The sequence below is a fragment of the Longispora sp. NPDC051575 genome (genome assembly GCF_040681875.1).
In the GTDB taxonomy this organism is placed as follows: domain Bacteria; phylum Actinomycetota; class Actinomycetes; order Mycobacteriales; family Micromonosporaceae; genus Longispora.
Window position 1 is genome coordinate 591,090 of sequence record NZ_JBFAZP010000004.1, and the last position, 23,704, is coordinate 614,793.

At 72.6% G+C, this 23,704-nt stretch carries 27 protein-coding genes; 6 read left to right on the forward strand and 21 right to left on the reverse strand.

All coding sequences use genetic code 11. The annotated features are described in order from the left end of the window. Window positions 1-71 precede the first annotated feature (71 nt). Both AB0M43_RS13550 and AB0M43_RS13555 read left to right on the forward strand, forming a co-directional pair. A complete protein-coding gene (locus AB0M43_RS13550; RefSeq protein ID WP_363724252.1) occupies window positions 72-1,265 on the forward strand; it encodes a cytochrome P450 in 1,194 nt (397 codons plus the stop codon). After that, complete coding sequence (locus AB0M43_RS13555) at window positions 1,262-1,489, forward strand: ferredoxin (protein ID WP_363724254.1); 228 nt, start codon at window positions 1,262-1,264, stop codon at window positions 1,487-1,489. The genes AB0M43_RS13550 and AB0M43_RS13555 overlap by 4 nt, the downstream gene beginning before the upstream one ends. Window positions 1,490-1,633: 144 nt before the next feature. On the opposite strand, the gene AB0M43_RS13560 is transcribed toward AB0M43_RS13555, so the two are convergent. The 3 genes from AB0M43_RS13560 to AB0M43_RS13570 all read right to left on the reverse strand — a co-directional run bounded on the left by AB0M43_RS13560 (window position 1,634) and on the right by AB0M43_RS13570 (window position 4,548). Next, complete coding sequence (locus AB0M43_RS13560) at window positions 1,634-1,867, reverse strand: hypothetical protein (protein WP_363724256.1); 234 nt, start codon at window positions 1,865-1,867, stop codon at window positions 1,634-1,636. An 88-nt stretch (window positions 1,868-1,955) separates the two neighbouring features. Next, window positions 1,956-2,378 (reverse strand): hypothetical protein, encoded by a 423-nt coding sequence (locus AB0M43_RS13565; protein ID WP_363724258.1) that lies wholly within the window; start codon window positions 2,376-2,378, stop codon window positions 1,956-1,958. Window positions 2,379-2,616: 238 nt separating this feature from the next. Further along, the gene (locus AB0M43_RS13570) at window positions 2,617-4,548 is read right to left on the reverse strand and encodes an FUSC family protein (protein WP_363724260.1); all 1,932 of its coding nucleotides are present in this window, start codon (window positions 4,546-4,548) and stop codon (window positions 2,617-2,619) included. A gap of 68 nt (window positions 4,549-4,616) precedes the next feature. On the opposite strand from AB0M43_RS13570, the gene AB0M43_RS13575 reads away from it, so the two are divergent. Further along, window positions 4,617-6,092, forward strand: a complete 1,476-nt coding sequence (locus AB0M43_RS13575; RefSeq protein WP_363724262.1) for a potassium/proton antiporter — start codon at window positions 4,617-4,619, stop codon at window positions 6,090-6,092. A gap of 18 nt (window positions 6,093-6,110) precedes the next feature. Here AB0M43_RS13575 and AB0M43_RS13580 read toward each other — a convergent pair whose 3' ends face one another. From AB0M43_RS13580 to AB0M43_RS13595, 4 genes are all read right to left on the reverse strand, one after another. Next, a complete protein-coding gene (locus AB0M43_RS13580) occupies window positions 6,111-6,656 on the reverse strand; it encodes a histidine phosphatase family protein (protein WP_363724264.1) in 546 nt (181 codons plus the stop codon). A gap of 167 nt (window positions 6,657-6,823) precedes the next feature. Beyond that, on the reverse strand, window positions 6,824-7,084 hold the full coding sequence (locus tag AB0M43_RS13585) for a Prokaryotic metallothionein (RefSeq protein ID WP_363724266.1): 261 nt from the start codon (window positions 7,082-7,084) through the stop codon (window positions 6,824-6,826). A 52-nt stretch (window positions 7,085-7,136) separates the two neighbouring features. Continuing rightward, the gene (locus AB0M43_RS13590; RefSeq protein ID WP_363724268.1) at window positions 7,137-7,535 is read right to left on the reverse strand and encodes an OsmC family protein; all 399 of its coding nucleotides are present in this window, start codon (window positions 7,533-7,535) and stop codon (window positions 7,137-7,139) included. After that, window positions 7,516-8,733 carry an EamA family transporter gene (locus AB0M43_RS13595; protein WP_363724269.1) on the reverse strand — a complete coding sequence of 406 codons (1,218 nt, stop codon included), beginning with the start codon at window positions 8,731-8,733 and terminating at the stop codon, window positions 7,516-7,518. Before AB0M43_RS13595 ends, AB0M43_RS13590 begins: the two co-directional genes overlap by 20 nt. Window positions 8,734-8,799: 66 nt before the next feature. Here AB0M43_RS13595 and AB0M43_RS13600 point away from each other — a divergent pair, with 66 nt between their 5' ends. After that, entirely contained in the window at window positions 8,800-10,266 is a 1,467-nt protein-coding gene (locus tag AB0M43_RS13600; RefSeq protein WP_363724270.1) for a PLP-dependent aminotransferase family protein, read from the forward strand. Window positions 10,267-10,553: 287 nt separating this feature from the next. On the opposite strand, the gene AB0M43_RS13605 is transcribed toward AB0M43_RS13600, so the two are convergent. The 10 genes from AB0M43_RS13605 to AB0M43_RS13650 form a co-directional block, all read right to left on the reverse strand. After that, complete coding sequence (locus AB0M43_RS13605; protein WP_363724272.1) at window positions 10,554-10,826, reverse strand: hypothetical protein; 273 nt, start codon at window positions 10,824-10,826, stop codon at window positions 10,554-10,556. Window positions 10,827-10,977: 151 nt separating this feature from the next. After that, complete coding sequence (locus tag AB0M43_RS13610) at window positions 10,978-11,856, reverse strand: hypothetical protein (RefSeq protein WP_363724274.1); 879 nt, start codon at window positions 11,854-11,856, stop codon at window positions 10,978-10,980. 614 nt (window positions 11,857-12,470) lie between these two features. Next, the gene (gene prcA, locus AB0M43_RS13615; protein WP_363724276.1) at window positions 12,471-13,370 is read right to left on the reverse strand and encodes a proteasome subunit alpha; all 900 of its coding nucleotides are present in this window, start codon (window positions 13,368-13,370) and stop codon (window positions 12,471-12,473) included. Between the two features lie 28 nt (window positions 13,371-13,398). Continuing rightward, window positions 13,399-14,226: a proteasome subunit beta gene (prcB, locus tag AB0M43_RS13620; RefSeq protein ID WP_363724278.1), complete on the reverse strand. Its 828-nt coding sequence runs from the start codon at window positions 14,224-14,226 to the stop codon at window positions 13,399-13,401. Next, window positions 14,145-14,657, reverse strand: a complete 513-nt coding sequence (locus AB0M43_RS13625) for an endonuclease domain-containing protein (RefSeq protein ID WP_363724280.1) — start codon at window positions 14,655-14,657, stop codon at window positions 14,145-14,147. Before AB0M43_RS13625 ends, prcB begins: the two co-directional genes overlap by 82 nt. A gap of 6 nt (window positions 14,658-14,663) precedes the next feature. Then, the gene (locus AB0M43_RS13630) at window positions 14,664-14,879 is read right to left on the reverse strand and encodes a ubiquitin-like protein Pup (RefSeq protein WP_363724282.1); all 216 of its coding nucleotides are present in this window, start codon (window positions 14,877-14,879) and stop codon (window positions 14,664-14,666) included. Window positions 14,880-14,964: 85 nt separating this feature from the next. Further along, the gene (gene dop, locus AB0M43_RS13635; protein ID WP_363724284.1) at window positions 14,965-16,482 is read right to left on the reverse strand and encodes a depupylase/deamidase Dop; all 1,518 of its coding nucleotides are present in this window, start codon (window positions 16,480-16,482) and stop codon (window positions 14,965-14,967) included. A 112-nt stretch (window positions 16,483-16,594) separates the two neighbouring features. Next, complete coding sequence (locus AB0M43_RS13640) at window positions 16,595-16,945, reverse strand: VOC family protein (RefSeq protein ID WP_363724286.1); 351 nt, start codon at window positions 16,943-16,945, stop codon at window positions 16,595-16,597. Between the two features lie 20 nt (window positions 16,946-16,965). Further along, entirely contained in the window at window positions 16,966-17,232 is a 267-nt protein-coding gene (locus AB0M43_RS13645; protein WP_363724288.1) for a peptidoglycan-binding protein, read from the reverse strand. A gap of 241 nt (window positions 17,233-17,473) precedes the next feature. Beyond that, complete coding sequence (locus AB0M43_RS13650; RefSeq protein WP_363724290.1) at window positions 17,474-18,007, reverse strand: GNAT family protein; 534 nt, start codon at window positions 18,005-18,007, stop codon at window positions 17,474-17,476. Window positions 18,008-18,175: 168 nt separating this feature from the next. On the opposite strand from AB0M43_RS13650, the gene AB0M43_RS13655 reads away from it, so the two are divergent. After that, window positions 18,176-18,712 (forward strand): DUF402 domain-containing protein, encoded by a 537-nt coding sequence (locus AB0M43_RS13655; protein ID WP_363724292.1) that lies wholly within the window; start codon window positions 18,176-18,178, stop codon window positions 18,710-18,712. Between the two features lie 97 nt (window positions 18,713-18,809). On the opposite strand, the gene arc is transcribed toward AB0M43_RS13655, so the two are convergent. Then, on the reverse strand, window positions 18,810-20,576 hold the full coding sequence (arc, locus tag AB0M43_RS13660) for a proteasome ATPase (RefSeq protein WP_363724294.1): 1,767 nt from the start codon (window positions 20,574-20,576) through the stop codon (window positions 18,810-18,812). A 150-nt stretch (window positions 20,577-20,726) separates the two neighbouring features. Between arc and AB0M43_RS13665 the strand changes: the two genes are divergently transcribed. Further along, window positions 20,727-21,005 carry a ferredoxin gene (locus tag AB0M43_RS13665; protein ID WP_363724296.1) on the forward strand — a complete coding sequence of 93 codons (279 nt, stop codon included), beginning with the start codon at window positions 20,727-20,729 and terminating at the stop codon, window positions 21,003-21,005. Window positions 21,006-21,116: 111 nt separating this feature from the next. On the opposite strand, the gene AB0M43_RS13670 is transcribed toward AB0M43_RS13665, so the two are convergent. The 3 genes from AB0M43_RS13670 to AB0M43_RS13680 are packed head-to-tail and all read right to left on the reverse strand — an operon-like array spanning window position 21,117 to window position 23,693. Further along, complete coding sequence (locus AB0M43_RS13670; RefSeq protein ID WP_363724298.1) at window positions 21,117-21,674, reverse strand: hypothetical protein; 558 nt, start codon at window positions 21,672-21,674, stop codon at window positions 21,117-21,119. Then, a complete protein-coding gene (locus AB0M43_RS13675) occupies window positions 21,667-22,608 on the reverse strand; it encodes a tRNA (adenine-N1)-methyltransferase (RefSeq protein WP_363724300.1) in 942 nt (313 codons plus the stop codon). The genes AB0M43_RS13670 and AB0M43_RS13675 overlap by 8 nt, the downstream gene beginning before the upstream one ends. Beyond that, window positions 22,608-23,693, reverse strand: coding sequence for a M50 family metallopeptidase (locus tag AB0M43_RS13680; protein WP_363724571.1), 1,086 nt, complete (start codon window positions 23,691-23,693; stop codon window positions 22,608-22,610). The genes AB0M43_RS13675 and AB0M43_RS13680 overlap by 1 nt, the downstream gene beginning before the upstream one ends. Between the last annotated feature and the right edge of the window lie 11 nt (window positions 23,694-23,704).

Genomic DNA, 23,704 nt, shown 5'->3' on the forward strand with positions numbered 1-23,704 from the left:
GTCTTCATTCTTCCCGAAGGGGGCACGATTGGGGTATATATAAACCACCGTCGATAACGTGAGGGGTTCTCATGCCCATTCCGTTTCCGTTGCCGGACCCGCCCACGCTCTACCACCCGACTCCCCTGCTCGCCGAGCTGCGGGCGAACGACCCGGTCACCCAGGTGGAGTTCCCCGACGGCAAGCGCGCCTGGCTCGTCACCCGGTACGCCGACGTGCGCACCGTGATGATGGACGCCCGGTTCAGCCGCGCCGCCGCGAGCTCCCCCGACCAGCCGCAGATGGGCCTGGGCGCGCTGGCCAGCGAGTCCCTGATCGCCAAGGACCCGCCCGAGCACACCCGGCTGCGCCGCCTCGTCGCCCGCGCGTTCACCCACCGCCGGGTCGAGGAGCTGCGTCCCCGGGTCGCGGAGGTCGTCGCCGACCTCATCGCCGGCCTGCGCAAGCAGCCCGAGCCCGCCGATCTGGTGGAGAACTTCTCCCTCCCGCTGCCCGTGCAGGTGATCTGCGACCTGCTCGGCGTGCCGGCCGGCGACCGGGACCGGTTCCACGGCTGGTCGGACGCCGTGATGGGCAACTGGGAGCGCGACCAGGCGATCATGGTCGGCGGCTTCACCGAACTCGGCCGGTACTTCGCGGAGCTGATCGCCGAGAAGCGCGCGCACCCCGGCGACGACCTGATGACCGGCCTGATCGCGGCCCGCGACGAGCACGACAAGCTCACCGAGGAGGAGCTGGTCACGCTCGGCATCGGGCTGCTGATCGGCGGGCACGAGACCACCGCCAACCAGATCAACATGTTCCTGCTGACCCTGCGCGAGCACCCCGACCAGCTGGCGCTGCTGCGGTCCGACCCGGCGCTGCTGGAGACCGGGGTCGAGGAGCTGATGCGGTTCACCCAGCTCGGCAACTCCGTGTCCAGCATGATCCGGGTGACCACCGAGGCCGTGGAACTCAGCGGGGTGACCATCCCGGCGGGCGCGCCCGTGATGCCGGCCCTCGGCGTGGCCAACCGCGACCCGGCCGTGTTCGCCGACCCCGACCGGCTCGACGTGACCCGGGCGGACAACCCGCACATCGGCTTCGGCGCGGGCGCGCACCACTGTCTCGGCGCGCAGCTCGCCCGGATGGAACTCCAGGAGGCCCTGCGCGGCCTGCTGCACGGCCTGCCGAACCTGCGGATCGTCGCCGACGACGCGGACCTGGTCTTCAAGCCGACGATGATCGTGCGCAGCCTGCACACCCTCCCGGTGGCGTGGTCATGACCGCGCAGTGGCAGGTGTCCGTGGACGGGTTCGGGTGCATCGGCTCGGGGATGTGCGCGGCCTCGGCCCCGGACTTCTTCGAGCTGGACGGGCGCGGCAGGTCCCGGGCCCTGCACGAGAAGATCGACCCCGATGAGCGGGTACTGGACGCGGCGGTCTCCTGCCCCGTCGAGGCGATCAGCCTGGTGGACCTCGCGACGGGCGAAGAGGTGCCCCTGGACTGACGGGCCGCCCGGCGGCGGGGTCCGACCCCGGCCGCCGGGCCGCCGGCCATCCGGTAGCTCCTCCGGGACGGTGGCCGTCCGGGCCACGACCAGGGGTTGTGTGGCCAGCCGCACCGCCGGCACCATGCCGAGCCGGGCGGGCGGCTAGTCCTCGCGGACCCAGCCGCGGCTCGTGCACAGCATCCACACGCCGTCGACGTCGATCTCGTCGCCGACGTTGTAGGCCTTGCCGACGAAGTAGCAGTGCGTGCCGGCCGGGGCGGCGGCCTGGGCGGGCGCCGGGGTCAGGAGCGTCGCCGGGAGCCCGACCACGGTGAGTCCCGCGAGGGCGGCCGCGCCGACGAGGGCGGTGCGCAGGGCGGTGCGGGCACGGTTCACGGTGGCCTCCTGGCTGTACCCGCGCCTTCGGTGGCGCCGGACGTGCGGCACAAGCTACGCCCCGCGCCAGATCGACTCCATCCGCCGATCAGCGGAGTCCAGAGTGGAGGTATCCGCGCAGGGCCCGGGTCCGGCGTTCGCACAGGGCGCGGGAGTAGCTGGCCAGCACCGTCGTGTCGACCGGGTCCCGGCCGGGCGCGCGGTGCACGACGGGCGCGTGGATCGACAGGAACGGCCGGTCCTGCACGGTCGCGCACTCCACCCGGTCGACCTCGGCCCACGGCACGGTCTGGGTGCTGGTCAGCCGGCGCAGCACAAGGTGGTCGGCCGTGAGGGTGACCCCGCGCATCGGGGCCCGGACGATGCCGGCGAGCGCGGCCAGGCCCAGGGGGACGTAGACGAGCATGACGTCGAGGTCGCGGCTCCGGGCGAGGGAGGCGACGCTGACCGTGAGGAAGAGGCCGAAGACGCCGAGCAGCGCGATGGTCTGCCACCACGGCCGCCAGGTCACCCGCGAACCCCTCTCTTAACCTTCCTTCCCGCTACCTTAGCCAGCACCGCCGGCCGGCCGCATCCCGGCGCGGTATAGGTCACAGCGGGGTAACGGCCACGCCGCCGGGGACGCCCGCCCAGGTCAGGGCACGGATCGCCGAGTCCGAGCCGCGCCGTCGACCCCGACCCCGACCCCGACCCCGGCCCACCGTGGCAGCCGGGGCGGCGCCGCACCGCTCCGGGCGCGGAGTACCCGTCTAGGGCTCTTCCTCCGGGGTGGGGCCGGCCACCAGCAGCCGGGCCGCGCGGACGTGCTCCACGATGTCGGCGAGCGCGTCGTCGGCCTCGTCGTCGACCTCCGGCAGCGGCAGGTCGGCCGGCGGGTGGTGCAGCACCACGGACGCGGCCAGGTCGTTGAGGGCCGCCGACAGCTGGGCGGTCTGGGTGGCGTCCGGCGGCGGCGCGCCGGTGTCGAGCCGGACCGCGTAGCCGGTGACCGCGTCGGTGACGTTCTCCAACGCGACGACGGCCGGCCACCACGCCGCCGCCCGGGTACTCGCCGGGGGCGGCTCCGCGAGCGCCTGCTCGACGGCGGTCCGCGCGTCGGCCAGCCCCCGGTACGCCTGCCGGCGCAGCCGCACCCGGTCGGTCGTGGCGGCCGGCCGCAGCGCCCCGTCGAGGTACGCGGCGACCCCGCGCACGGCCGTGGCGAACCGGGGCCCGATCCGGGCGTGCCAGGTCTCCGGCCACAGCAGGTAGCCGGCGACCAGCACGATCAGGCAGCCGAGCACGGTGTCCACGATCCGCAGCCCCAGCAGCCGCGAGCCGGCGTGGCTGGTCAGGTCGATCAGGAACAGGAACGCGGGCGTGGTGGCGATGGTCATCACGCCGTAGCCCCGGACCCGGCTGATCGGCACCAGGGCCATGGCCAGCACCACGAACGGGACCATCGGCCAGCCGGGCGGCACCAGCGCGAGCACCGCCCCGGCGACGGCGACCCCGAGGACCGTGCCGGCGGCGCGCTGGGCGGCCCGGGCGAACACCGAACCGAAGTCGGGCTTGAGGACGAACGCGACGGTGGTGGGCAGCCAGTACGACCGGTCCTGGTGCAGCAGGTCCGCCGCGACCAGGGCGATCCCCATGCACAACGCCAGCCGGGTACCGAACATCAGCGCCGCCGGGGACAGCACCCGCGCGTACGCCTGCCGGAGCCGGTCCGGCCGGGCCGCGCCGGGGGTGCCGTGCCCGGTGAGATGGTCCTGCCCGGACTCGGAGACCGCGCGCAGCGCCACCCGCAGCGAACGCAGGCCCGGGGTGTCGCCGGGCAGCTTCTCGGGCAGCCGGGGCGGGCGGTCCTCGCGGATCGCGTCGGCCAGCTCGAAGACGGCGGCGACCATCCGGTCCGGGACCGGCTTGTTCTCCCACACCAGGGCCGAGGTGGACTCGCCCAGCAGGGTACCGGCGTTGAGCAGTTCGAGGAGCTGGCGTTCCTCGTCGGTGCGCGGGCCGGTCCGCAGCCGGTACCCGAGGAGGTTGTCGTAGGCGTTGTTGAACGCGGCCGTCACGAACCGCCGGGCCGGGACCGCCGCCGGGGTACCGGTCACCGCCAGCTGGTTGACGAGCGCGTCGAACGCCGCCGCCACGGCCGCGCGCTGGGGCCGCTGCCGGGCCAGGGGCCACTCGGCGAGCGCGAGGAGCAGCAGGAGGGCAGCGCCGGCCAGATACAGCAGCGGCGGGGCCCACAGTGGCCCGGACAACGGCATCGAGTAGCCCAGGACCCCGGTCACCACGAACTGCAACCCGGCCAGCGAACTCACCGGACCGGCCGCCGCCGCGGCCCCGCTGACGAAGAACAGCGCGACGAGGACGGGCAGCGCGTACACGTGGTGGCGCAGTTCGATCCCGACCACCATGCCGAGCGCGCCGGCCAGGGCGGGCACCGCGATCCGCAGCAGCCGGGTCCGGTACGCCTCCGAGCGGTCGTTCGCCGAGGACAGCAGCATCGCCAGCGCGGCGGGCACCACGAGCGGCAGGTGGCCGGTCGCCAGGCCGACGGCGAGCACCACGACGACCGCCACGGTCAGCCGCAGGGTCGGGCCCCACGGGATGGGCGCGGACACCGGGCGCAGGGACAACACCAGCCAGTCCGGGGCGTAGCGGTCGGGACGCCACCACTGGGCCTGGGTCATATCTGAAAGATAATAGGCTTTCTCAGCGCTGTGAAAAGATCACACACACCGCCGACGAAAGGGACCGGGTGCATTCGGACAACCTCTACGTGATCCTTCTCATCGCCGGCCTCGCGGTCCTCGCCAGCGTCGGGGCCGCCCGACTGGCCAGCGGCGCCGGTCTCCCCGTCCTGCTCGCCTACCTGGGCGTCGGCCTCCTCCTCGGCGAGGACGGCCTCGGCCTGACATTCGACGACTCCCACCTCGCGCACAACGTCGGCAACGCCGCGCTCGCCGTCATCCTCGTCGAGGGCGGCCTCGCCAGCCACTGGCGCACCCTGCGCCCCGCCCTCCTGCCCGCCAGCGTGCTCGCCACCGTCGGCGTCGGCATCAGCGTGCTGGTCACGGCCCTCGGCGCGTGGCTGTTCATCGGCGTCGACTGGCAACTGGCCCTGATGCTGGGAGCGGTCGTCGCCTCCACCGACGCGGCGGCCGTGTTCTCCGTGCTGCGCAACCTGCCGCTGCCGGGCCGGCTCGGCGGGCTGCTGGAGGCCGAGTCCGGCTTCAACGACGCGCCCACCGTCATCCTCGTCGTCATGCTCAGCGCCGCCGGGCTGGAGTGGAACGCACCCCTCATCATGCTGTACCAGCTGGCCGCCGGTGCCGCCCTCGGTCTCCTGATCGGCGGCGGGGGCGCGTGGCTGCTGCGCCGGCTGTCCCTGCCCTCCTCCGGCCTGTACCCGATCGCCGCGTTCGGCACCGGCATCATCGCGTTCGCCGCCGCCGGTGCCCTGGAGGCGAGCGGCTTCCTCGCCGCGTACCTGGCCGGCATCGTGCTCGGCAACGCCAAACTCCCGCACCGCCGCGCCGTGCAGTCCGTCGCCGAGGGCCTCGGCTGGGTCGCCCAGATCGGCCTGTTCGTCATGCTCGGCCTGCTCGTCACCCCGCACGAACTGGGCTCGGCCATCCTGCCCGCCCTGATCGTCGGCGCCGTCCTGCTGCTCGTCGCCCGCCCGGTGTCGGTGTTCGTGTCCCTGCTGCCGTTCCGGCTGCCCTGGCGGGAACAGGCGTTCCTGTCCTGGGCCGGCCTGCGCGGCGCGGTACCCATCGTGCTCGCCACCATCCCCGTGGTCGCCGGCGTCCCCGGCAGCGAACAGCTGTTCAACATCGTGTTCGTCCTCGTGGTCGCGTTCACCCTGGTCCAGGGCCCGACGCTGCCGTGGCTGGGCCGGGTGCTGCGGGTGACCTCCGCCGACCCGATCCGGGACATGGAGGTCGAGTCCGCGCCCCTCGACGCGCTCGCCGCCGACCTGCTCTACCTGACCATCACGCCCACGTCCCGGCTGCACGGCTGCGAGATCTTCGAACTCCGGCTGCCCGCCCCGGCCGCGATCACCCTCGTGGTGCGGCGCGGGGAGGCGTTCGTGCCCGAGCGGCGGACCCGGCTGATGATCGGGGACGAGCTGCTCGTCGTCACCGGGGCGGACAACCGGCCGGCCGTGGAGGACCGGTTGCGGGCGGTGGCGCGGGGCGGGCCGCTGGCGCGGTGGTACGGGTTCCGCTGAGGTCCCCCTGACGGTCCGTCAGCGGGCGGTCCAGCCGGTCGGGACCGTGTACTCCCAGCCCGGTCGCCACGCGAACGGCGCGTCGACCATCTCCTCCAGCGGGACGCCGGACAGCAGGTGTTGCAGCGCCCACCGGTTCGCCGAGTGCGCGATCACCACGACCCGCCGGCCGTCCCAGCGCGCCGCCAGGTCCTGGAGGAACGCGGCGGTCGCGCCGACGACCTGGCGGTAGCTCTGCCCGCCCGGGAACGGCTCGTCGATCCGGGCCCGGCGCGGGTCCAGCTCGGCGACCGGCGCGCCGTTGAGGTGGCCGTAGTCGCACTCGCGGAGCCGGCTGTCGAAGTACACCGGGACGGGTCGGTCGGTGAACGCGAGCGTCGCCGTCTCCACGGCCCGGCCCAGGTCGGAGGTGAAGACGGCGTCGACGGCGCGGTGCCGCCCGCCGAGCGCCCGGGCCGCGTCCCGGCCGAACGCCGACAGCCGGCCGGGCAGCCAGCCGGTCGCGATGCCGGCCTCGTTGTCCTCGGTCTTCGCGTGGGTCTCGTACACCAGGGAAACGGCCATCGGGCCATTCTGCCGGGCGGGGCGGGGTGGCGCTGTCCCGTCGCGGGGCGGGCCGGGTGGCCACGGGGGCTGGTGGCCGGCTCGGGCCCGGTGGCCCGCTCTGGCCCTATGGCCGGATGGCCGGGTGGCCGGGTGGCCCGCTCTCGCCCGGTGGCCGCGTGGCCCGGTCAGCCCGGGTGCGCGCCCACCGCGTCGCGGATCTCCGTGCCGTGCGCCATCCCGCTGGACCGCGCGCAGTGCCCGCAGCAGAAGAACCGGCCGTCGACCTCGACGCCGTGCCCGAGGACCCGGCACTTGCAGTGCTCGCAGATCGGGGCCAGCCGGTGGGCCGCGCACTCCATGGAGTCGAACACGTGCACGTGCCCGCCGACCGTGTGCACCTCGAACGACATCCAGTAGTCGTTCCCGCATACCTCGCAAGTCGCCATGCCCAATACTGTGCAAGACGCCGGCCGGCCCAGGGGCGGAAACTCCCGAAATCTAGGGGAGAATTTGGATGGTTTCGGTGGGTTCGCGCAGAGCCCGGCCGACGGTGCAGTACTTCTCGTGCACCCGGTGCGCGACCGCCTCGAACACCCCGGCCGCCTCCTCGTCGCCGGGCGGCAGCTCGATCTCGTAGGTCGCCGTCACCGGCCCGAGCTTCGTCGGCTCGACCTTCTCCGCGTCGACCCGGACCGCGAGCCGGACCAGGCGGTGCCCGCGCTTGGCGGTCAGCGGCTCGACGGTGACGATCTCGCAGCCGCCGAGCGCCGCGAGCAGCAGCTCCACGGGCGAGAACACGCCCTCGTCGTCCGCGCCGCCGATCGCGACCCGCGCGCCCCGGTCGTTGGTGGCGAAGAAACCGCCGTCGTCGGTGCGCTCAACGTTCACTGTGGCCATGGTCGCCGATGCTAGCGGGCGCGCGGGCCGGTGTCCGGTGCGGCACGGAATCAACCAGGACAAGAGACCTCGACGGGTACGACGTCGCCGCGCACCGCCCCGGCTCCGCCGCCCGGGGGCCGGGTGCCAGCTCCCCGACCGGGAGGGCGCCGTCGGCCACTTCTGATTCCGCGTGGCCCGCGCCGCCCGGGGCCGGTGCCGGGTGCGCGGCGCGGTCGACGGGTTCCGGGTGCGCGGCGCGGGCGGCGGGTTCCGGGTGCGCCGCGCGGTCGGCGGGTTCCGGGTGCGCCGCGCGGTCGGCGGGTTCCGGGTGCGCCGCGCGGTCGACGGATTCCGCCCGGACCACGCGGCCGGTCACCCGGGCCGGGGCCGACAGCCCGAACGCGAGCCCCGCCGCGACGAGCACCGTCCCGAGGATCGCCCCGGTCGACGGCACCGTCCCGTCCAGCACGGCCGTCGCCGCCAGCGCCGCCACCGGCAGCAGCCCTGCGAACATGCCCGCCTTCTCGACCCCGAGCCGGGCGAGCCCCCCGTACCAGAGGACGAACGCCAGCGCGGTGAGCACCACGGCCAGGTACAGCAGCGCCCATGTCTCCGGCCACGTCGGCACCCGCCAGGTCTCCCCGGCCGCCACCGACGCGACGAGCAGCAGCGGCACGGCGAACAGGCACGCGTACGTCGCGATCGCGATCGGGGTCAGATCCACCAGCAGGGGCGCGGCGAGCAGCGAGAACGCGACCTCCCCGGCGAGGGTGCCGGCGGACCACAGCAGCCCGGCGGTACTCGCGTGCCCCGCGCCCTGCACCAGCGCCACCCCGGCCACGATGACGGCCGCGCCGACCGTGATCCGCAGTGCCGGGCGGCGGCGGGCGAGCAGCGGGCCGATCAGGGCGAGCACGACGGGCGTACCCCCCACGACCGTGCCCACGACCGCCGGCTCGGCCTCGCGCAGGGCGGCGAGCAGGCACACGTTGAAGCCGACCAGCCCGATGGCGGCCAGCACGGCCAGCCGGACACCGGACCGCAGGCCGATCCGGGGCAGCCGCCGGGCGATGACCAGCAGGATCACGACCGCCAGGGTGTAGCGCAGCACCTGTCCGGCCAGCGTCGGGTAGGACAGCAGCGCCCGGCTGATCGGGACGGAACTGCCGAGGATGACCATCGCGGACGTGCACAACGCGGCACCGAGAACCTTCATGCCGGGTACGCTAGTACCGCGTTGGTCCGCCCCATAGGGCCAATTGATCAGTGAAAAAGGGGACCAATGCTCGGGCTCTCCCTCACCGGGCCGGCGCGTGGCGACCAGCTCGTCGACGCGCTGCGCTCCGCCGTGCGCGACGGCACCCTCGCCCCCGGCACCCGACTGCCCTCCACCCGCGACCTGGCCGCCGACCTGCGGGTCTCCCGGGGCCTCGTCGTCACCGCCTACGAACAGCTCACCGCCGAGGGCTGGCTTTCGGCCCGGCGCGGCGCCGGCACGGTCGTCGCGCTGGCCCCCACCCCCAACCAGGACCCTTTCCGGGTACGCGACGAGCCGCCCCTCCCCGTGCCCCTGCGCCCCGGCGTCCCCGACCTGGCCCTGTTCCCCCGCGCGGGCTGGCGGCGCGCCTACGAACACGCCCTGGCCACCATGCTCGACGTCGACCTCGACTACCCCGACCCGGCCGGCTCCCCCCGGCTGCGCGCCGCCCTCGCCGAACACCTCGGCCGGGTCCGCGCCGCCCGCGCCGACCCCGCGCACCTCCTGGTCACCACGGCCACCGCCCAGGCCCTCGCCCTGCTCGCCGCCGTGCTGCCCGGCCGGCGGATCGGCGTGGAGGACCCGGGCAGCGCCGGCGTCCGCGACCATCTCCTCGCCAACGGCCTGGAACCCGTGCCGGTGCCCGTGGACTGCTCCGGGATCACCGTGCCCCCGGCCGGACTCGCGGCGGTGCTGGTCACGCCGGCACACCAGTACCCCACTGGTGTCGTGCTCTCCCCCGCCCGCCGGGCCGCCCTCGTCGCCTGGGCGCGCGACACCGGAGCCCTGATCATCGAGGACGACTACGACGCCGAGTTCCGCTACGACCGCGACCCCGTCGGCTGCGTGCAGGGCGTCGCCCCCGACGTGACCGCCCTGCTCGGCTCCGTCAGCAAGGCCCTCGCGCCGGCCGTCCGGCTCGGCTGGCTCCTCGTCCCGCCGCACCTGTGCGGGGCGGTCACCCGGGCCAAGACCGCCGCCGACCGGGGCGGCCCCACCCTCGAACAGCTCGCCCTCGCCGAACTCCTCACCGGCGGCGGCTACGACCGGCACCTGCGCCGGGCCCGCCGCGCGTACCGCACCCGCCGCGACGCGCTCGCCGCCGCCGTCGCCGCGTACCTGCCCGACGCGACCGTCGAGGGCATCGCCGCCGGGCTGCACGCCGTGGTGAGCCTGCCGTCCGGAGTGGACGACGCGGAACTCTGCGCGCGGGCCCTGGAGCACGGACTGGCCCCGACGCCGCTGAGCAGCCTGCGGTTGGCGGCGGCGGGACCCCCGGGCCTGGTGATCGGGTACGCGGCGACCAGCCCGGGCGAGCTGACCGCCGGCATCCGACTCCTGGCGGAACTCCGGACGGACCTCGCGGGCCCGCGTACCCCTGACGGCTCCAGCCCTCGATCTGGCTCTTGCACTGACTCCGACCCTCGGCCCCTGACTCCGGCCCTGGACCGTGACTCTGGCTCTTGCACTGGCTTCGGCCCTGGTCCGTGACTCTGGCTCTTGCACTGGCTTCGGCCCTGGTCCGTGACTCTGGCTCTTGCACTGGCTCCGGCCCTCGGCCCCTGGCACCGGCCCTGGTCCGTGGTCCTGGCCCTGGTCCGTGGCTCTCGCCCTGGTCCGTGGCTCTACTCCGGCCCTGGTCCATGACTCCGGCCCTGGTCCATGACTCTGGCCCTGATCCGTGGTCCTGGCCCCGGTCCGTGGCTCTCGCCCGGTGCTCCCGGCGCACGGCCTGCCCAGGTCACCCGCCCGGTGGGCGACGGCGGACGCGGGTCAGATCAGCGCGCGGGAGACGTCGACCGCGGGGCACCCGCCAGGCGGCGCAGGACGCCCGCGACCTCGGGGTCCAGCACCAGCTCCGGATCCGGCGGCTCCAGCCCCGCCACCTCGCCGCCCGCCCGGGCCACGGCCAGCACGATGGCCAGGTCACGCACCCCACCAGGGCGCGCCACGGCGACCACAGTCCCGGATCCGAACCCGTAATTGCGCGCCTGGGACCTGGCTGCGGCGTCGAGCTCGGCGTACGTCAGGACGTGGTCGCCGTGACGCACGGCTATTTTCTGCCGATTTCGCATCAACTGGGCGTCAAATCCGTCCAACACGCCGGCCAACGTTCGCACCACCGGACTGTCGGCCCCGACACGCCGGTCCGCCCCGACCTCGACCACACAGCCCCCCGTCGCCGCCGACCCGCCGCTCTGTTCAGCCATGCCGCCGCTCCCTGACCGCCGCCGCGAGCACCCGCAGCACCCCTGCCACCCGGTCCGCGCCCCAGTCCCCGACGTCGAGCACCAGTCCCGCCACGCCACGCTCCCCTTCCGCGATCCGCCACGCCCACTCCCCGACGACCCGCGGGTCCGCGCCGGTGGTGTCCACGACCAGCCGCGCGGGCCGGCCCTCCGCCGTCAGGGTCGCCAGCGCGGCCGCGACCCGGCCGGGCGAGTCGACGGGCAGCACCAGCTCGGGCGGAACGCCCCAGTCCCCGAGCCGGGTCGCCCCGGGCCAACTGTCGGCCCACTCGTGACGGCCAGAATCAACCACCCCGAGACGGGTACGAAAAACCGGGGCACCCGTCGACTCGGCCCGGACCCGCGGCCCAGCACTACCCGGCATCTCAGCCCGGACCGGCAGCTCAACGCGGACCTGCGACTCAACGCGGACCGTCGACTCGGCGCGGACCGGCAGCTCAACGCAGACCTGCGACTCAGCCCGGACCGTCGACTCGGCCCGGACCGTCGACTCGGCATGGACCTGTGGCTCGGCGCGGACGGGCAACTCAGCCACCCCGGCCGGTGCACGCGACACGTGCTCCCGACCGTCGGCCAGCCGGGACCGTGGCCCCGGGTGCCGGGCTCCGACCCCGGCACCCGGGAGTCCGGCGCCCACCACCCCCACGGCGATGAGCAGGTCCTTCTCCAGACGACGGGCAAGGTCGGGCGCGACCGGCCCTGACGCCCACGGTGGCGGGAGAGCCACGAACAGCCGGTCGTCCTCGCCGCCGAGAATGGCCTCGACGGCGTGCCGGTGCCGCTCGGCGACGACGCTGTCGACCAGCGCGGTCCGGCCGTCGGAGACCCGCACGCCACCCCACCACCCCTTCGAGTTAGTATTACCTAACTTAGGGCAGGCTAACGTGTTGCCGGCGCGCTGTCACCCGTGACCCGACCCACAACACCCTCCAGACAGGACGAAGGCCCGCCACCCCGAAGGGCGACGGGCCACTCGCACGAAGTAAAGAGCTACCCGGGGTCGGAATCCGTCCCCGGAACCGCCGCGTCCGCCCCGAGCCGTTGCGGAGTGCGGGGTGCGGGTGCGGGGTGCGGGGTGCGGGAGGAGTCCACCAGCACTGACCGAACCAGGACCGCGCGGGACCGGAAACGGGGCGATCCGGCCCGCGCGCAGGCCCACAGACCGAGCCAGAACCACGCGGCACGCGGCACGCGGCACGCGGCACGCGGCACGCGGCACGCGGCACGCGGCACGCGGCACGAAAGGCTAGGCGACCCAGCCCACGCAAGCCAACAGACCGAGCCAGAACCACACGGCACGGAAGGCTAGACGACCCGGCCCACGCGCAAGCCCACAGACCGAGCAGGCCAACGCGGCACGGAAGCACCCCGTGCCGTCGGCGGCCCCACGTCATCCGCACAGTCAGACGCGGGCGGGGTGCGGCCCGCCCGCGTCTGACTCACATCTCAACTGTCGGTCGGCTCCGTGGCGGTCCCGGAGTCCTCGGGCGGGGTAGCGGCGGCCGGCTTCGCCCGCTTCCGCGGCGCCGGCGTCTCCGCCTCCACCGAGGCGGGCGGGTCGATCGAGGTCGCCGGACCGGCGGTCATGGCCGTGTCCGTCGGGGTCGGCTGCTTCTCCGGGGCGGACTCCGCCTCGGACGGCCCACCCGTGCCGTCCAGCAGGTTCCCGAGTGCCGCACCGGTGATCCGGCGGAACTTGCGCCCCGGCCGGCGACGGTCCAGCACCGCCACCTCCAGCTGGGGCCCTTCGAGCACGCGCGGCTTGCCGCCCTCGCCGCCCACGCTGGCCAACGCGGCGATCGCCAGCTTCAGCGCGTCGCCGAGGGCCGCCTCCGGGTTGTGGCTCTGGCGCAGCTTGTTCGAGATGGCCTCGGTCGAGCCGCCCATCGCGATGAAGCCGGCCTCGTCGCCCACGGAGCCGTCGTACGTCAGGCGGTAGAGCTCGTCCGTCTGCGGGGTCGCCCCGACCTGCGCGACGCAGACCTCGACCTCGTACGGCTTCGAGGAGTCGGTGAAGATGGCGCCGAGCGTCTGCGCGTACCCGTTGGCGAGGCCCCGGGCGTTCACGTCGCGGCGGTCGTAGGAGTAGCCGCGCAGGTCGGCCATCCGCACCCCGGCCGCGCGCAGGTTCTCGAACTCGTTGTACCGGCCCACGGCCGCGAAGCCGATCCGGTCGTAGATCTCGCTGATCTTGTGCAGGGCCGTCGACGGGTTCTCCGCGACGAACAGCACCCCGCCCTCGTACGTCAGGACGACGACGCTGCGCCCCCGGGAGATGCCCTTGCGGGCGTACTCCGAGCGGTCCCGCATGATCTGCTCGGGTGAGGCATAGAACTGCATAGCCACGGCTGGGCTCCTCTCAGTGAGTCAGGGGTCAGACGGAACGCTGGGCGACGATCGCCTCGGCCAGCGCGGCGGTCTCGGCGTCGCCCAGGCGGTGGGTGCCCTCGGCGGTGGCCGTCATGACGATCGGGAAGATCCGGCGGGACAGGTCCGGCCCACCGGTGGCGGTGTCGTCGTCCGCCGCGTCGTACAGCGCCTCGATGGCCATCGCCTGCGCGTCGGCGATGCTCACCCCCGGCGTGTACCGCTTCTTCAGGGAGGACTTGGCGAACAGCGAACCGGAGCCGATCGCGTGGTAGTCGCGCTCGGCGTAGATGCCGCCCGCGACGTCGTAGCTGAAGATCCGGCCGGCCTTCGCCGGGTCGACCGCGTCGAGGTCGAAGCCCGCGAACAGCGGCACGACGACGAGGCCCTGCATCGCGGCGCCCAGGTTGCCCCGGATCATCGTCGCGAGCCGGTTGGCCTTGCCGTCCAGGGTGAGGGGGGTGCCCTCGATCTTCTCGTAGTGCTCCAGCTCGACCTGGAACAACTTGATCATTTCCAGGCCGACGCCCGCGGTACCGGCGATGCCGATCAGCGAGTACGCGTCCGCCGGGTAGACCTTCTCGATGTCACGGCTGGCGATGAGGTTGCCCATGGTCGCGCGGCGGTCACCGGCGAGCACGACCCCACCGGCCGCCGCGACGGCGACGATCGTGGTCGCGTGCGGGGCCATGTCGGCCGCGCTGCCCGGCGGGAGCGCGCGCCCGCCCGGGAGCATCTCCGGGGCGGCGGCGCTCAGGAACTCGGTGAACGACGAGGACCCCGGAGTGGTGAAGAAAGCGGGAAGACGCCCGGGTGAATCAAATCCCGATGCCACGTGGTCTCCTTCAGATACTCGATCGCCTTGCGAAGGCTGCCGACGTTGTCTTGGAACTGGCCGAGCCCACCACTGCACTGGAAACACAGGTTGCCACGTACGTTACCGAATTCATGATCGTGGTCAACGTGCTCGGGGGCCGGCGCACCGCGGGTCGCGGACCGTCCACCCTGCTCCACCGGCAGGGCGCGGTCGCTCGCGGAAGTCGTTGGGGAAACGGGTCGGCGGCCGCTCGGGCCGCCGGATGACGCGCCCTGGCGCTCCGGCGATTCCACACGGCCGGCCGTGGCGTGCCCGTCGTCACGGGACCCGCCGTGGCCGGCCCCGCCGGATGGGCGATGACCGTTCACGCAGAGGTCGGCGCAGGAATTCCGCAGGGAACGACCGCGAGCGGGGCCCGGACCGTTCCTGTCCGATACGGAATCGGACATATGCTTCTATTCCCCGCCTTTCTGTACGTATCCTCTGATGAACTCTTCCGCGTTTTCTTCCAGGACCGAGTCGATCTCGTCCAGCAGGTCGTCGACGTCCTCGCCCATCTTCTCCCGGCGCTCGGCGGCCTCCGGGTTGACGGCTGGCGGCGGGGTGTCGACCTCGTCGTCCTTGCGGTTCTTCCCCGACTGCGACTGCCCACCGGTGTCACGTGTAGCCATCGGTGATCTCCCTCCTGAGAAGCGTCACTCACCCTAACGCGCCGGTGTGACAAAACAGTCCCCCGGCACGTTCAGACTTGAACTGTTACGCCGAACCCTTACCGGTCAGCGCCTCCAGGAGATCCTTGGCGCTCGCACACCGGTCGAACAACGCACCGACGTGCTTCTTGGTGCCCCGTTCCGGCTCCAGCATCGGCACCCGGACCAGCGCCTCGCGGCCCACGTCGAAGATGACGGAGTCCCAGCTGGCGGCGACGACCTCGGAGTAGTACTGCGCGAGGCAGCGGCCCCGGAAGTACGCCCTGGTGTCCTCCGGGGGCTCGGTGACCGCGCGGGCCACCTCCTCGTCGGTGAACAGCCGCTTCATCGAGCCACGGGCCACCAGGCGGTGGTAGAGGCCCTTCTCCAGGCGCACGTCGGAGTACTGCAGGTCGACGAGCTGGAGCTTCGGGGACGCCCAGGTGAGGTCCTCGCGTTCCCGGTACCCCTCGAGGAGTCGCAGTTTGGCCACCCAGTCGAGGGTGTCCGCACAGCTCATCAGGTCGGAACCGAGCCGGGAGAGGATGTCCTCCCAGTGCATCAGGACGTCCTCGGTCTCCTCGTCGGTGCCCTTGGCGTCCACATAGTTGCGGACCCGCTCGTAGTAGGCCCACTGGATGTCGAGCGCGGTCAGGCGGCGGCCGTCGCGCAGGCGCACCCGGTGGGTCAGCGTCGGGTCGTGGCTGATCGCCTTCAGCTCGCCCACCGGGTCGGCGATCGCCAGGTCGCCGGCCAGCGCCTTGTCCTCGATCATGGCCAGCACCAGGGACGTGACGCCCACCTTGAGGTACGTGGCGATCTCGGCCAGGTTCGCGTCGCCGATGATGACGTGCAGCCGCCGGTACTTGTCCGCGTCGGCGTGCGGCTCGTCCCGGGTGTTGATGATGGGCCGCTTGAGCGTGGTCTCCAGCCCGACCTCGACCTCGAAGAAGTCGGCGCGCTGGGTGATCTGGAAGCCCGTGCCCGAGCCGTCCTGGCCGATGCCGACCCGGCCCGCGCCGCAGTAGATCTGCCGGGTGACGAAGAACGGCGTCAGGTACGCCACGATGTCGGCGAACGGGGTCGACCGCTTCATCAGGTAGTTCTCGTGGGAGCCGTAGCTGGCGCCCTTGTTGTCGGTGTTGTTCTTGTACAGGTTGATCGGCGGCGCGCCCGGGATCGTGGCGGCCCGGCGCGCGGCCTCGGCCATCACCCGCTCGCCGGCCTTGTCCCACAGCACGATGGCGCGCGGGCCGGTGACCTCGGGGGTCGAGTACTCCGGGTGGGCGTGGTCGACGTAGAGCCGGGCGCCGTTGGTGAGGATGACGTTGGCCAGGCCCAGGTCCTCGTCGGCGAGCGCCTCGGCCGGGTCGTAGAGGGCGCCGGAGTAGCTGAAGCCGCGGGCGTCGCGCAGCGGCGACTCCTCCTCGTAGTCCCAGCGGGCGCGGCCACCGCGGGTCAGCTCGGGTCGGGCTCCGTAGGCGTTGACGATCTGGGAGGAGGTCACCATGGGGTTGGCCCCCGGCTGTCCCGGCACCGAGATGCCGTACTCCACTTCGGTACCCATCACGCGACGCACACTCATCCGCACACCCCGCCCCTCAATCGGCCGACTCTACGCTGAAGCCTACGGGGATTTAGGAGATTCCATAAGCTCGTAGTGGCGGACAAGCTTCACAGCGTAGGCCTTTCGGGCCTTACCCTGCCTCGCCGACACAGAACTCGTTTCCCTCCGGGTCGGCGAGCACGATCCAGGCGAAACCGCCGCCGGGTGCCGACCGCCGGGCGACCTCGGTCGCGCCCAGCGCCGTGAGCCGGGCGGCCTCGGCCTCGCGGTCGTCGGCGAGGAAGTCGAGGTGCACCCGGTTCTTGCCGGTCCGGGGCTCGGGCACGGCCTGCAGGCCGACCCGCAGGGTGTCGCCGGTGCCGAGGATCACGAAGCCCGGGTACTCCGCGGCGACCTCGTACCCCAGCGCCGCGGTCCAGAACGCGGCCAGGCGGGCCGGGTCGGCGCAGTCGATGGTCACCATTCCCGGCGTGATCGTCATGCCGGAAACACTAGCGCGGGTCAGGCCGCGAGGTCCCAGTGATGCCGGTCCCGGACGGCCGTGACCAGGGCGTGGGTGGTGACCGGGCCGGCGAAACCGTCGACGGTCAGCCCGGCCTCCGCCTGGAACCGGCGCAGGGCCGCGTCGTCGTCGCCGGGGAGGCCGAGCTCGGCGAGCATCCCGTGCACGACGTCGGGGTCGGCGGGCGGGGCCGCCGTGGTGTCGGTCGCCACCACCCCGGCCAGTGCCGTGCCCACCGCTCGGAACATCTGTCGCAGGTCGCTCATCACGCACCCCTTTGTCTCTGGTACCTCCAGGGTGGCGCGGTCCGGACCGTCCGGCATCAGGCCCAGGTCGGACCCCACAACCTTCGCGGGGTACGACCTAGGTCGGACACCGGTCGGGGTTTCCCCTGAGACGCAGGGCGCGGGAAGCTCGGGGTGCGGCCCGGGTGGGCCGGACCTGCCGGGACGGGAAGCGGGACGCGCCATGGGCCCGCGCGGGCGCCCATGACGGTCCCGGGGCCGGTCAGTCGGTGGCGAGGCGGGCGTGCAGGTGGTCGTCGTGCCGGACGCCGTCGTCGTCGCGGGAGCCGCCCCGGCGGGTGCCCTCCAGGAGGTAGCCGGCGCGGTCGGCCACCTGGCAGTCGGCCGCACGACCGACGAGGTGCAGGAACTCGATCCGTTCGAGGCCGAGGGCCCCGAACGCCCAGCGGGAGACGGCCCCGATCGCGTCGACCTCGATGCCCTGGTCGCGGGCCCAGGGGGCGATCCGGAAGCCCAGCTTGGCGGTACCCCACGTCTGGTCTATGCGGTTGAGGTGCACCATGCCGAGCAGGTTCCCCTCGGTGATCTCCAGGATCGAGAAGGTGACCTGGTGCCCCGGGGACCAGTCCCCGAGGCCCTGGCACCAGGCGGCGGCAGTGGCCTCGTCGGTGACGCCGGGGGCCGGCTCGACCCCCGGGTCCTGGAGCATCCGCCAGGCGGCGGGCCCCTCCGGCGCGTGCGGGGGCCTGAGCTGGATGTTCCCGGCGACGATCTCCACGGGGTCAATGGCGGACATGGGGCCCATGCTGCCGGGGTCCCTCGCGCACCCGGCCGCCGGGGTAGGGGTCGGGCTGGCCGGGCCGACCCGGGTCAGGCGGGCCCTCGCCCGGCGGCTCTCGGGCGACGACGCTCCCACCACCGGACCGGACTGCGGGAACACGCCACGGGCAGTAGCGTCGCGGGCATGATCGGCGATGAGGTCCAGTTCACCGTCCGTAAGTACGATGGCAGCCTGCACTGGCACTTCACCATGCTCCGCCTCGGCGAGGACGACCACGGCGTCTGGCTGGGCGCCCCCGTCGGCACCGTCTTCAGCAAAGCCGACCAGGGGCCGATCCGCACCTCCACGAGCCCCTTGGTCACTCTCGTCCCCCGCGAGACCTGGTGGACCGCCTCGTTCTACGGCACACCCGCCCGCCTGGACGCCTACTGCGACGTCACCACCCCCTCCCGCTGGCTCCACCCGGGCGAGGTGACGATGATCGATCTGGACCTCGACGCCTGCCGCGAACGCGACACCGGCCGGGTCTATCTCGACGACGAGGACGAGTTCGCCGACCATCAGGTCCGCTACTCCTATCCACCGGACATGATCGCCCGGGCCGGCGACACCGCCGACTGGCTCACGGCCGCACTCCGCGATGCCACCGAGCCCTTCGCCAGCCGGTACCGGACCTGGCTCGACAGGATCACCGGACCCGGACCAGCACCGGCCGACTAGGAGGTGGCGCCGGCGGCGAGGTGTGCGGGGCGGTGGATCGGCCCCGGGAACGGCGAACGGCCCGGTCACCTGGGGTGACCGGGCCGCCGCGGGAGTGCTACAGGTACTGACCGGTGTTGCTGGCCGTCTCGATGGAACGGCCGGCGTCGGCGCCCTTGCCGCCGGAGACGAGCGTGCGGATGTAGACGATCCGCTCGCCCTTCTTGCCGGAGATCCGGGCCCAGTCGTCGGGGTTGGTGGTGTTGGGCAGGTCCTCGTTCTCGCGGAACTCGTCGACGCAGGCGTCGAGCAGGTGCTGCAGGCGCAGCCCCTTCTTGCCGGAGGACAGGAAGTTCTTGATGGCCATCTTCTTGCCCCGGTCCACGATGTTCTGGATCATCGCGCCGGAGTTGAAGTCCTTGAAGTACAGGACCTCCTTGTCACCGTTGGCGTAGGTGACCTCGAGGAACCTGTTCTCCTCGGTTTCGGTGTACATCCGCTCGACGACGGCCTGGATCATGCCGGCGACGGTGGCGTTACGGGCGTTGCCGTGCTCGGCGAGGTCCTCGTCGTGCAGCGGCAGCGTGTCCAGGATGTACTTCGAGAAGATGTCCTTGGCCGACTCGGCGTCCGGACGCTCGATCTTGATCTTCACGTCGAGCCGGCCGGGGCGCAGGATGGCCGGGTCGATCATGTCCTCGCGGTTGGAGGCGCCGATCACGATCACGTTCTCCAGGCCCTCGACGCCGTCGATCTCGCTCAACAGCTGCGGGACGATGGTGTTCTCCACGTCGGAGGAGACGCCACTTCCACGGGTACGGAAGATGGAGTCCATCTCGTCGAAGAACACGATCACCGGCGTGCCCTCGCTGGCCTTCTCACGGGCCCGCTGGAAGATGAGCCGGATGTGCCGCTCGGTCTCGCCCACGTACTTGTTCAGCAGCTCGGGACCCTTGATGTTCAGGAAGAAGCTGGTGTGCTTCTCCTGCCCGCGCAGCTCGGCGATCTTCTTGGCCAGCGAGTTGGCCACCGCCTTGGCGATCAGGGTCTTGCCGCAGCCGGGCGGCCCGTAGAGCAGAACGCCCTTCGGCGGGCGCAACTGGTGCTCCCGGAACAGCTCGGCGTGCAGGAACGGCAGCTCGACGGCGTCGCGGATCATCTCGATCTGACGGTCGAGGCCTCCGATATCGCTGTAGTCGATGTCGGGGACCTCTTCGAGGACGAGCTCCTCGACCTCGCTCTTGGGCACCCGCTCGTAGGCGTAGGCCGCGCGCGGTTCCACCAGCAGGGAGTCGCCGGGACGCAGGTGCGTACCGATCAGGGTCTCCGCGAGGTGGACCACCCGCTCCTCGTCCGCGTGCGACATGACGAGCGCACGGTCGCCGCCCTCGAGGATCTCCTTGAGGGACACGACCTCGCCGGCACGCTCGAAACCGAGCGCCTCGACGACGTTGAGGGCGTCGTTGAGCAGGACTTCCTGCCCGCGACGGAGTTTGTCGAGCTCAATGGACGGTGAGACCACGACCCGGAGTTTGCGGCCGCCGGTGAAGACATCCACCGTGTCGTCGTCGTATCGACCCAGGAATACACCGTATCCACTGGGTGGCTGGGCCAGTCGGTCGATTTCCTCTTTGAGCGTGATGATCTGTTCGCGCGCGTCCTTGAGCGTGGCGACCAGTCGCTCGTTCTGCTCCGATGACCGCTGCAACTGGGCCTGGGTGGCGGCGAGCCGCTCTTCCAGGAGCCTCAGGTGCCGTGGACCATCCGTCAGCTTGCGCCTCAGTAGCGCGAGCTCCTCCTGGAGGAACTCGACCTGCGTGGAGAGGTCCTGCGCCTCCTGCTCCCACCGCTCGGCGCGCGCGTCAGCATCTTCGTTTCGTGCCACGTCCCACCTCCCCGGGCTTGACGTCGTGTTCTCCACACTAACGGTTGCGGAGGCAAAATCGATCCCCCTGATCCGGCGATTCCCGACGCGTTACGGCGCGGTAGGTTGGGTCCGTATGGCCAGGGGCCTGGCCGAGGGGGAGGATGCGCGATGTCAGAGCTGCGGGTATGGGTCGATCAGGATCTGTGCACGGGTGACGGCCTGTGCGTGCAGTACGCGCCGGAGGTCTTCGAATTCGACGTCGACGGCCTCGCCTACGTGAAAAATGACAGCGGAGAGTTGCAGCTCGACCCCGGAGTGCGAGTAGGTGTCCCGGATCACCTGAAGTTGGACGTGATCGACGCCGCCAAGGAGTGCCCGGGCGACTGCATCCACGTGCACCGGGCGGCTGACGACGTTGTCGTGGCCGGGCCGCACGCGGCGGAGTAGGGCGCCAGCCGGGCCGCACGCGGCGGGACAGGTGCCGCGCGACCCGCGACGGAAACGGCCCGGCCACGGAGTCGAAACTCCGCGCCGGGCCACGTTTCCCCAGCTGGAGGGCTAGAACGCCCCGCGGCCGGTGAGTTGTCCCAACAGGTGGGCGAACTGTTCCAACCGGTCCATCTGCCCGGCCCCGCCGTCCGTGACGGTCTTGCCGAACCGCAGCGAGTCGTGCCGGATCGGGGTCGCCTCCCCCGCCTCCGCGACCGCGCCGGCCTCGTCGAGCGAGCTGAGCAGCACGTACACGTCGACGCCCTCGCGGCGGATGGTGCCGTTGGGCTCGCGGAACAGCCGGCGGCGGTACCCGACCTCGGTGACGGCCGCGAGCGGGATCACCCGGACCGCCGACGTCATCGAGCCGGGCGGCCCCTCCTCCTCGGGCAGGTCCTCGCCGTGCCACAGGAGCAGCCGGTGGCCGTCGCAGATCGCGGCCTCCTGCCACACGGCGTTGAACTCGTTGACGAACCGCTCCAGGGTGAAGCCGAGGACCGTCGCGCCGACCAGCAGCGGCTCGACGGCGGCGAGGGCCACGTCCGGGTCGCGCAGGTAGGCCCGGGCCGCGACGTCCAGCTCCTGGTACGGGGACCAGTCCGGGAAGATCGCCAGGTCGTCACTCACTATCGTCGGCACCCTTCTGAGCGGTGTCCTGTTGGGCGGTGTCCTGTTGGGCGGTGTCCTGCGCGGCGGCGTCCTTCTGGGCGGCCTTGCGGGCCTGGTACGCCTCGATGCCCTTGCTGGGCTTGCGCCGCCGGACCGGGGCGGTGACCCCGGGGGCGAGCTTGCGGGCCGTGACCAGGAAGGCGGTGTGCGCGATCATCCGGTGCTCCGGGCGCACGGCCAGGCCTTCGAGGTGCCAGTCGCGGATCATGCTCTCCCAGGCGTGCGGCTCGGTCCAGCCGCCGCGCTCGCGCAGCGCCTCGCACAGCTCGGACAGCTGGGTGGTGGTCGCGACGTAGCCGATCAGCACCCCGCCGGGGATGATCGCCTTCTCCACCATGTCGAGCATCTCCCACGGTGTGAGCATGTCGAGGATGACGCGGTCGATGTCGTTGCCGTCGAAGCCGGCCACGTCGCCGAGCCGCAGGTCCCAGGTCGGCTGGTCGCCCCCCAGGAAGTTTTCCACGTTCTTGCGGGCGATCGCGAGGAAATCCTCACGCATCTCGTAGGAGATCAGCCGGCCGGAGGGGCCGATCGCGCGGAGCAGCGAGCAGCTCAGGGCACCCGAGCCGGCGCCGGCCTCCAGGACCCGCGCGCCCGGGAAGATGTCGCCGAGCGCGACGATCTGGGCGGCGTCCTTCGGGTAGATGACCTGGGCGCCGCGGGGCATGCTCAGCACGTAGTCGGCGAGCAGGGGCCGCAGGGCCAGGTACGCGGTGCCGCTGACCGACGTGAACACCGACCCCTCGGGGCTGTCCAGGATCTCGTCGTGGCTGAGCGCTCCCCGGTGGGTGTGGAACTCCTTGCCGGGTTCCAGCACGATCGTGTGCATCCGGCCCTTGGGGTCGGTGAGCTGCACCCGGTCGCCGGGGCGGAACGGTCCACGCGGCTGCATCACTTGCGTTGTCTCCTCGGTTCGAGCAGGAAGGCGAGGTCCTCGGTACGCAGGACCCCGACAACATCCTGCCCGGCGGTCACCAGGTACTCACCGGCCGGGTTGGCCCGGACCTCCTCGGCCACCGCCTCGCCGTCCAGATCGATCGACAGGCGTCGCACCGTGGAGATGTCGCGGGCGGCCAGGTCGACGGCCATCCAGGGGCTGCGGTGCGCGGGGACGGCGTGCGCGGCGGGCCACCGGACCAGTGCCACCGGCCGGTCCCGCGCGTCGGCGATCATGATCCCGCCCGCGGCGGCCTCGTCGGCCCGGCGGAGCGCCTCGGCGATCGGGGTACCGGTGACGACCGTGATCAACGGCCGGACCAGCTCGCCCAGCCGGATCTCCGGCACCCGGCGCAGGATCGCGCCCAGCCGGATCGCCGAGGACGCCCCCGACCACAGCACGGACACCACCAGGGCCGTGAACACGACCCCGATCCAGGTCAGCCGGCCGGTCAGCGCGCCGGCCACCATCGCCAGCCCGAGCACCACCGCGACCGCCCGGCCGACCCAGCCCGCCACCACGCTGCCGGTGTGCCGGTTGCCGGTCGCCGACCAGACCGCCGCGCGCAGCGCCCGCCCGCCGTCCAGGGGCAGGCCGGGCAGGAGGTTGAGGACGGCGATCAGCAGGTTGCTCAGGGCCAGTTGGAAGGCCAGTTCGCGGGCGACGGTGCCCGGTTCGGTCAGGGTGAACAGGGCGACGCCCAGGCCGCCGAGCAGCAGCGACACGGCCGGGCCGGCGAGGGCGACGAGGAGTTCGGCGCGCGGGCGGGGGGCCTCGGACTCCATCTCCGTGTACCCGCCGAGCAGTTCGAGGGTGATCCCGCGCACCCCGATCCCCGAGCGCAGGCTCACCACGGCGTGCCCGAGCTCGTGCAGCAGGACCGAGAGCAGCAGGGCGACGACGAAGAGCAGCGCTATCAGGTACGGCGCGGGGCCGGTCAGCTGTGGCAGGTGGCCCCGGACCACGGAGCCGTACCCGACGGTGACGGCCACGGCGAACAGCAGCCAGGACGCGTGCACGTACACCGGGACGCCCAGGATCGCGCCCACCC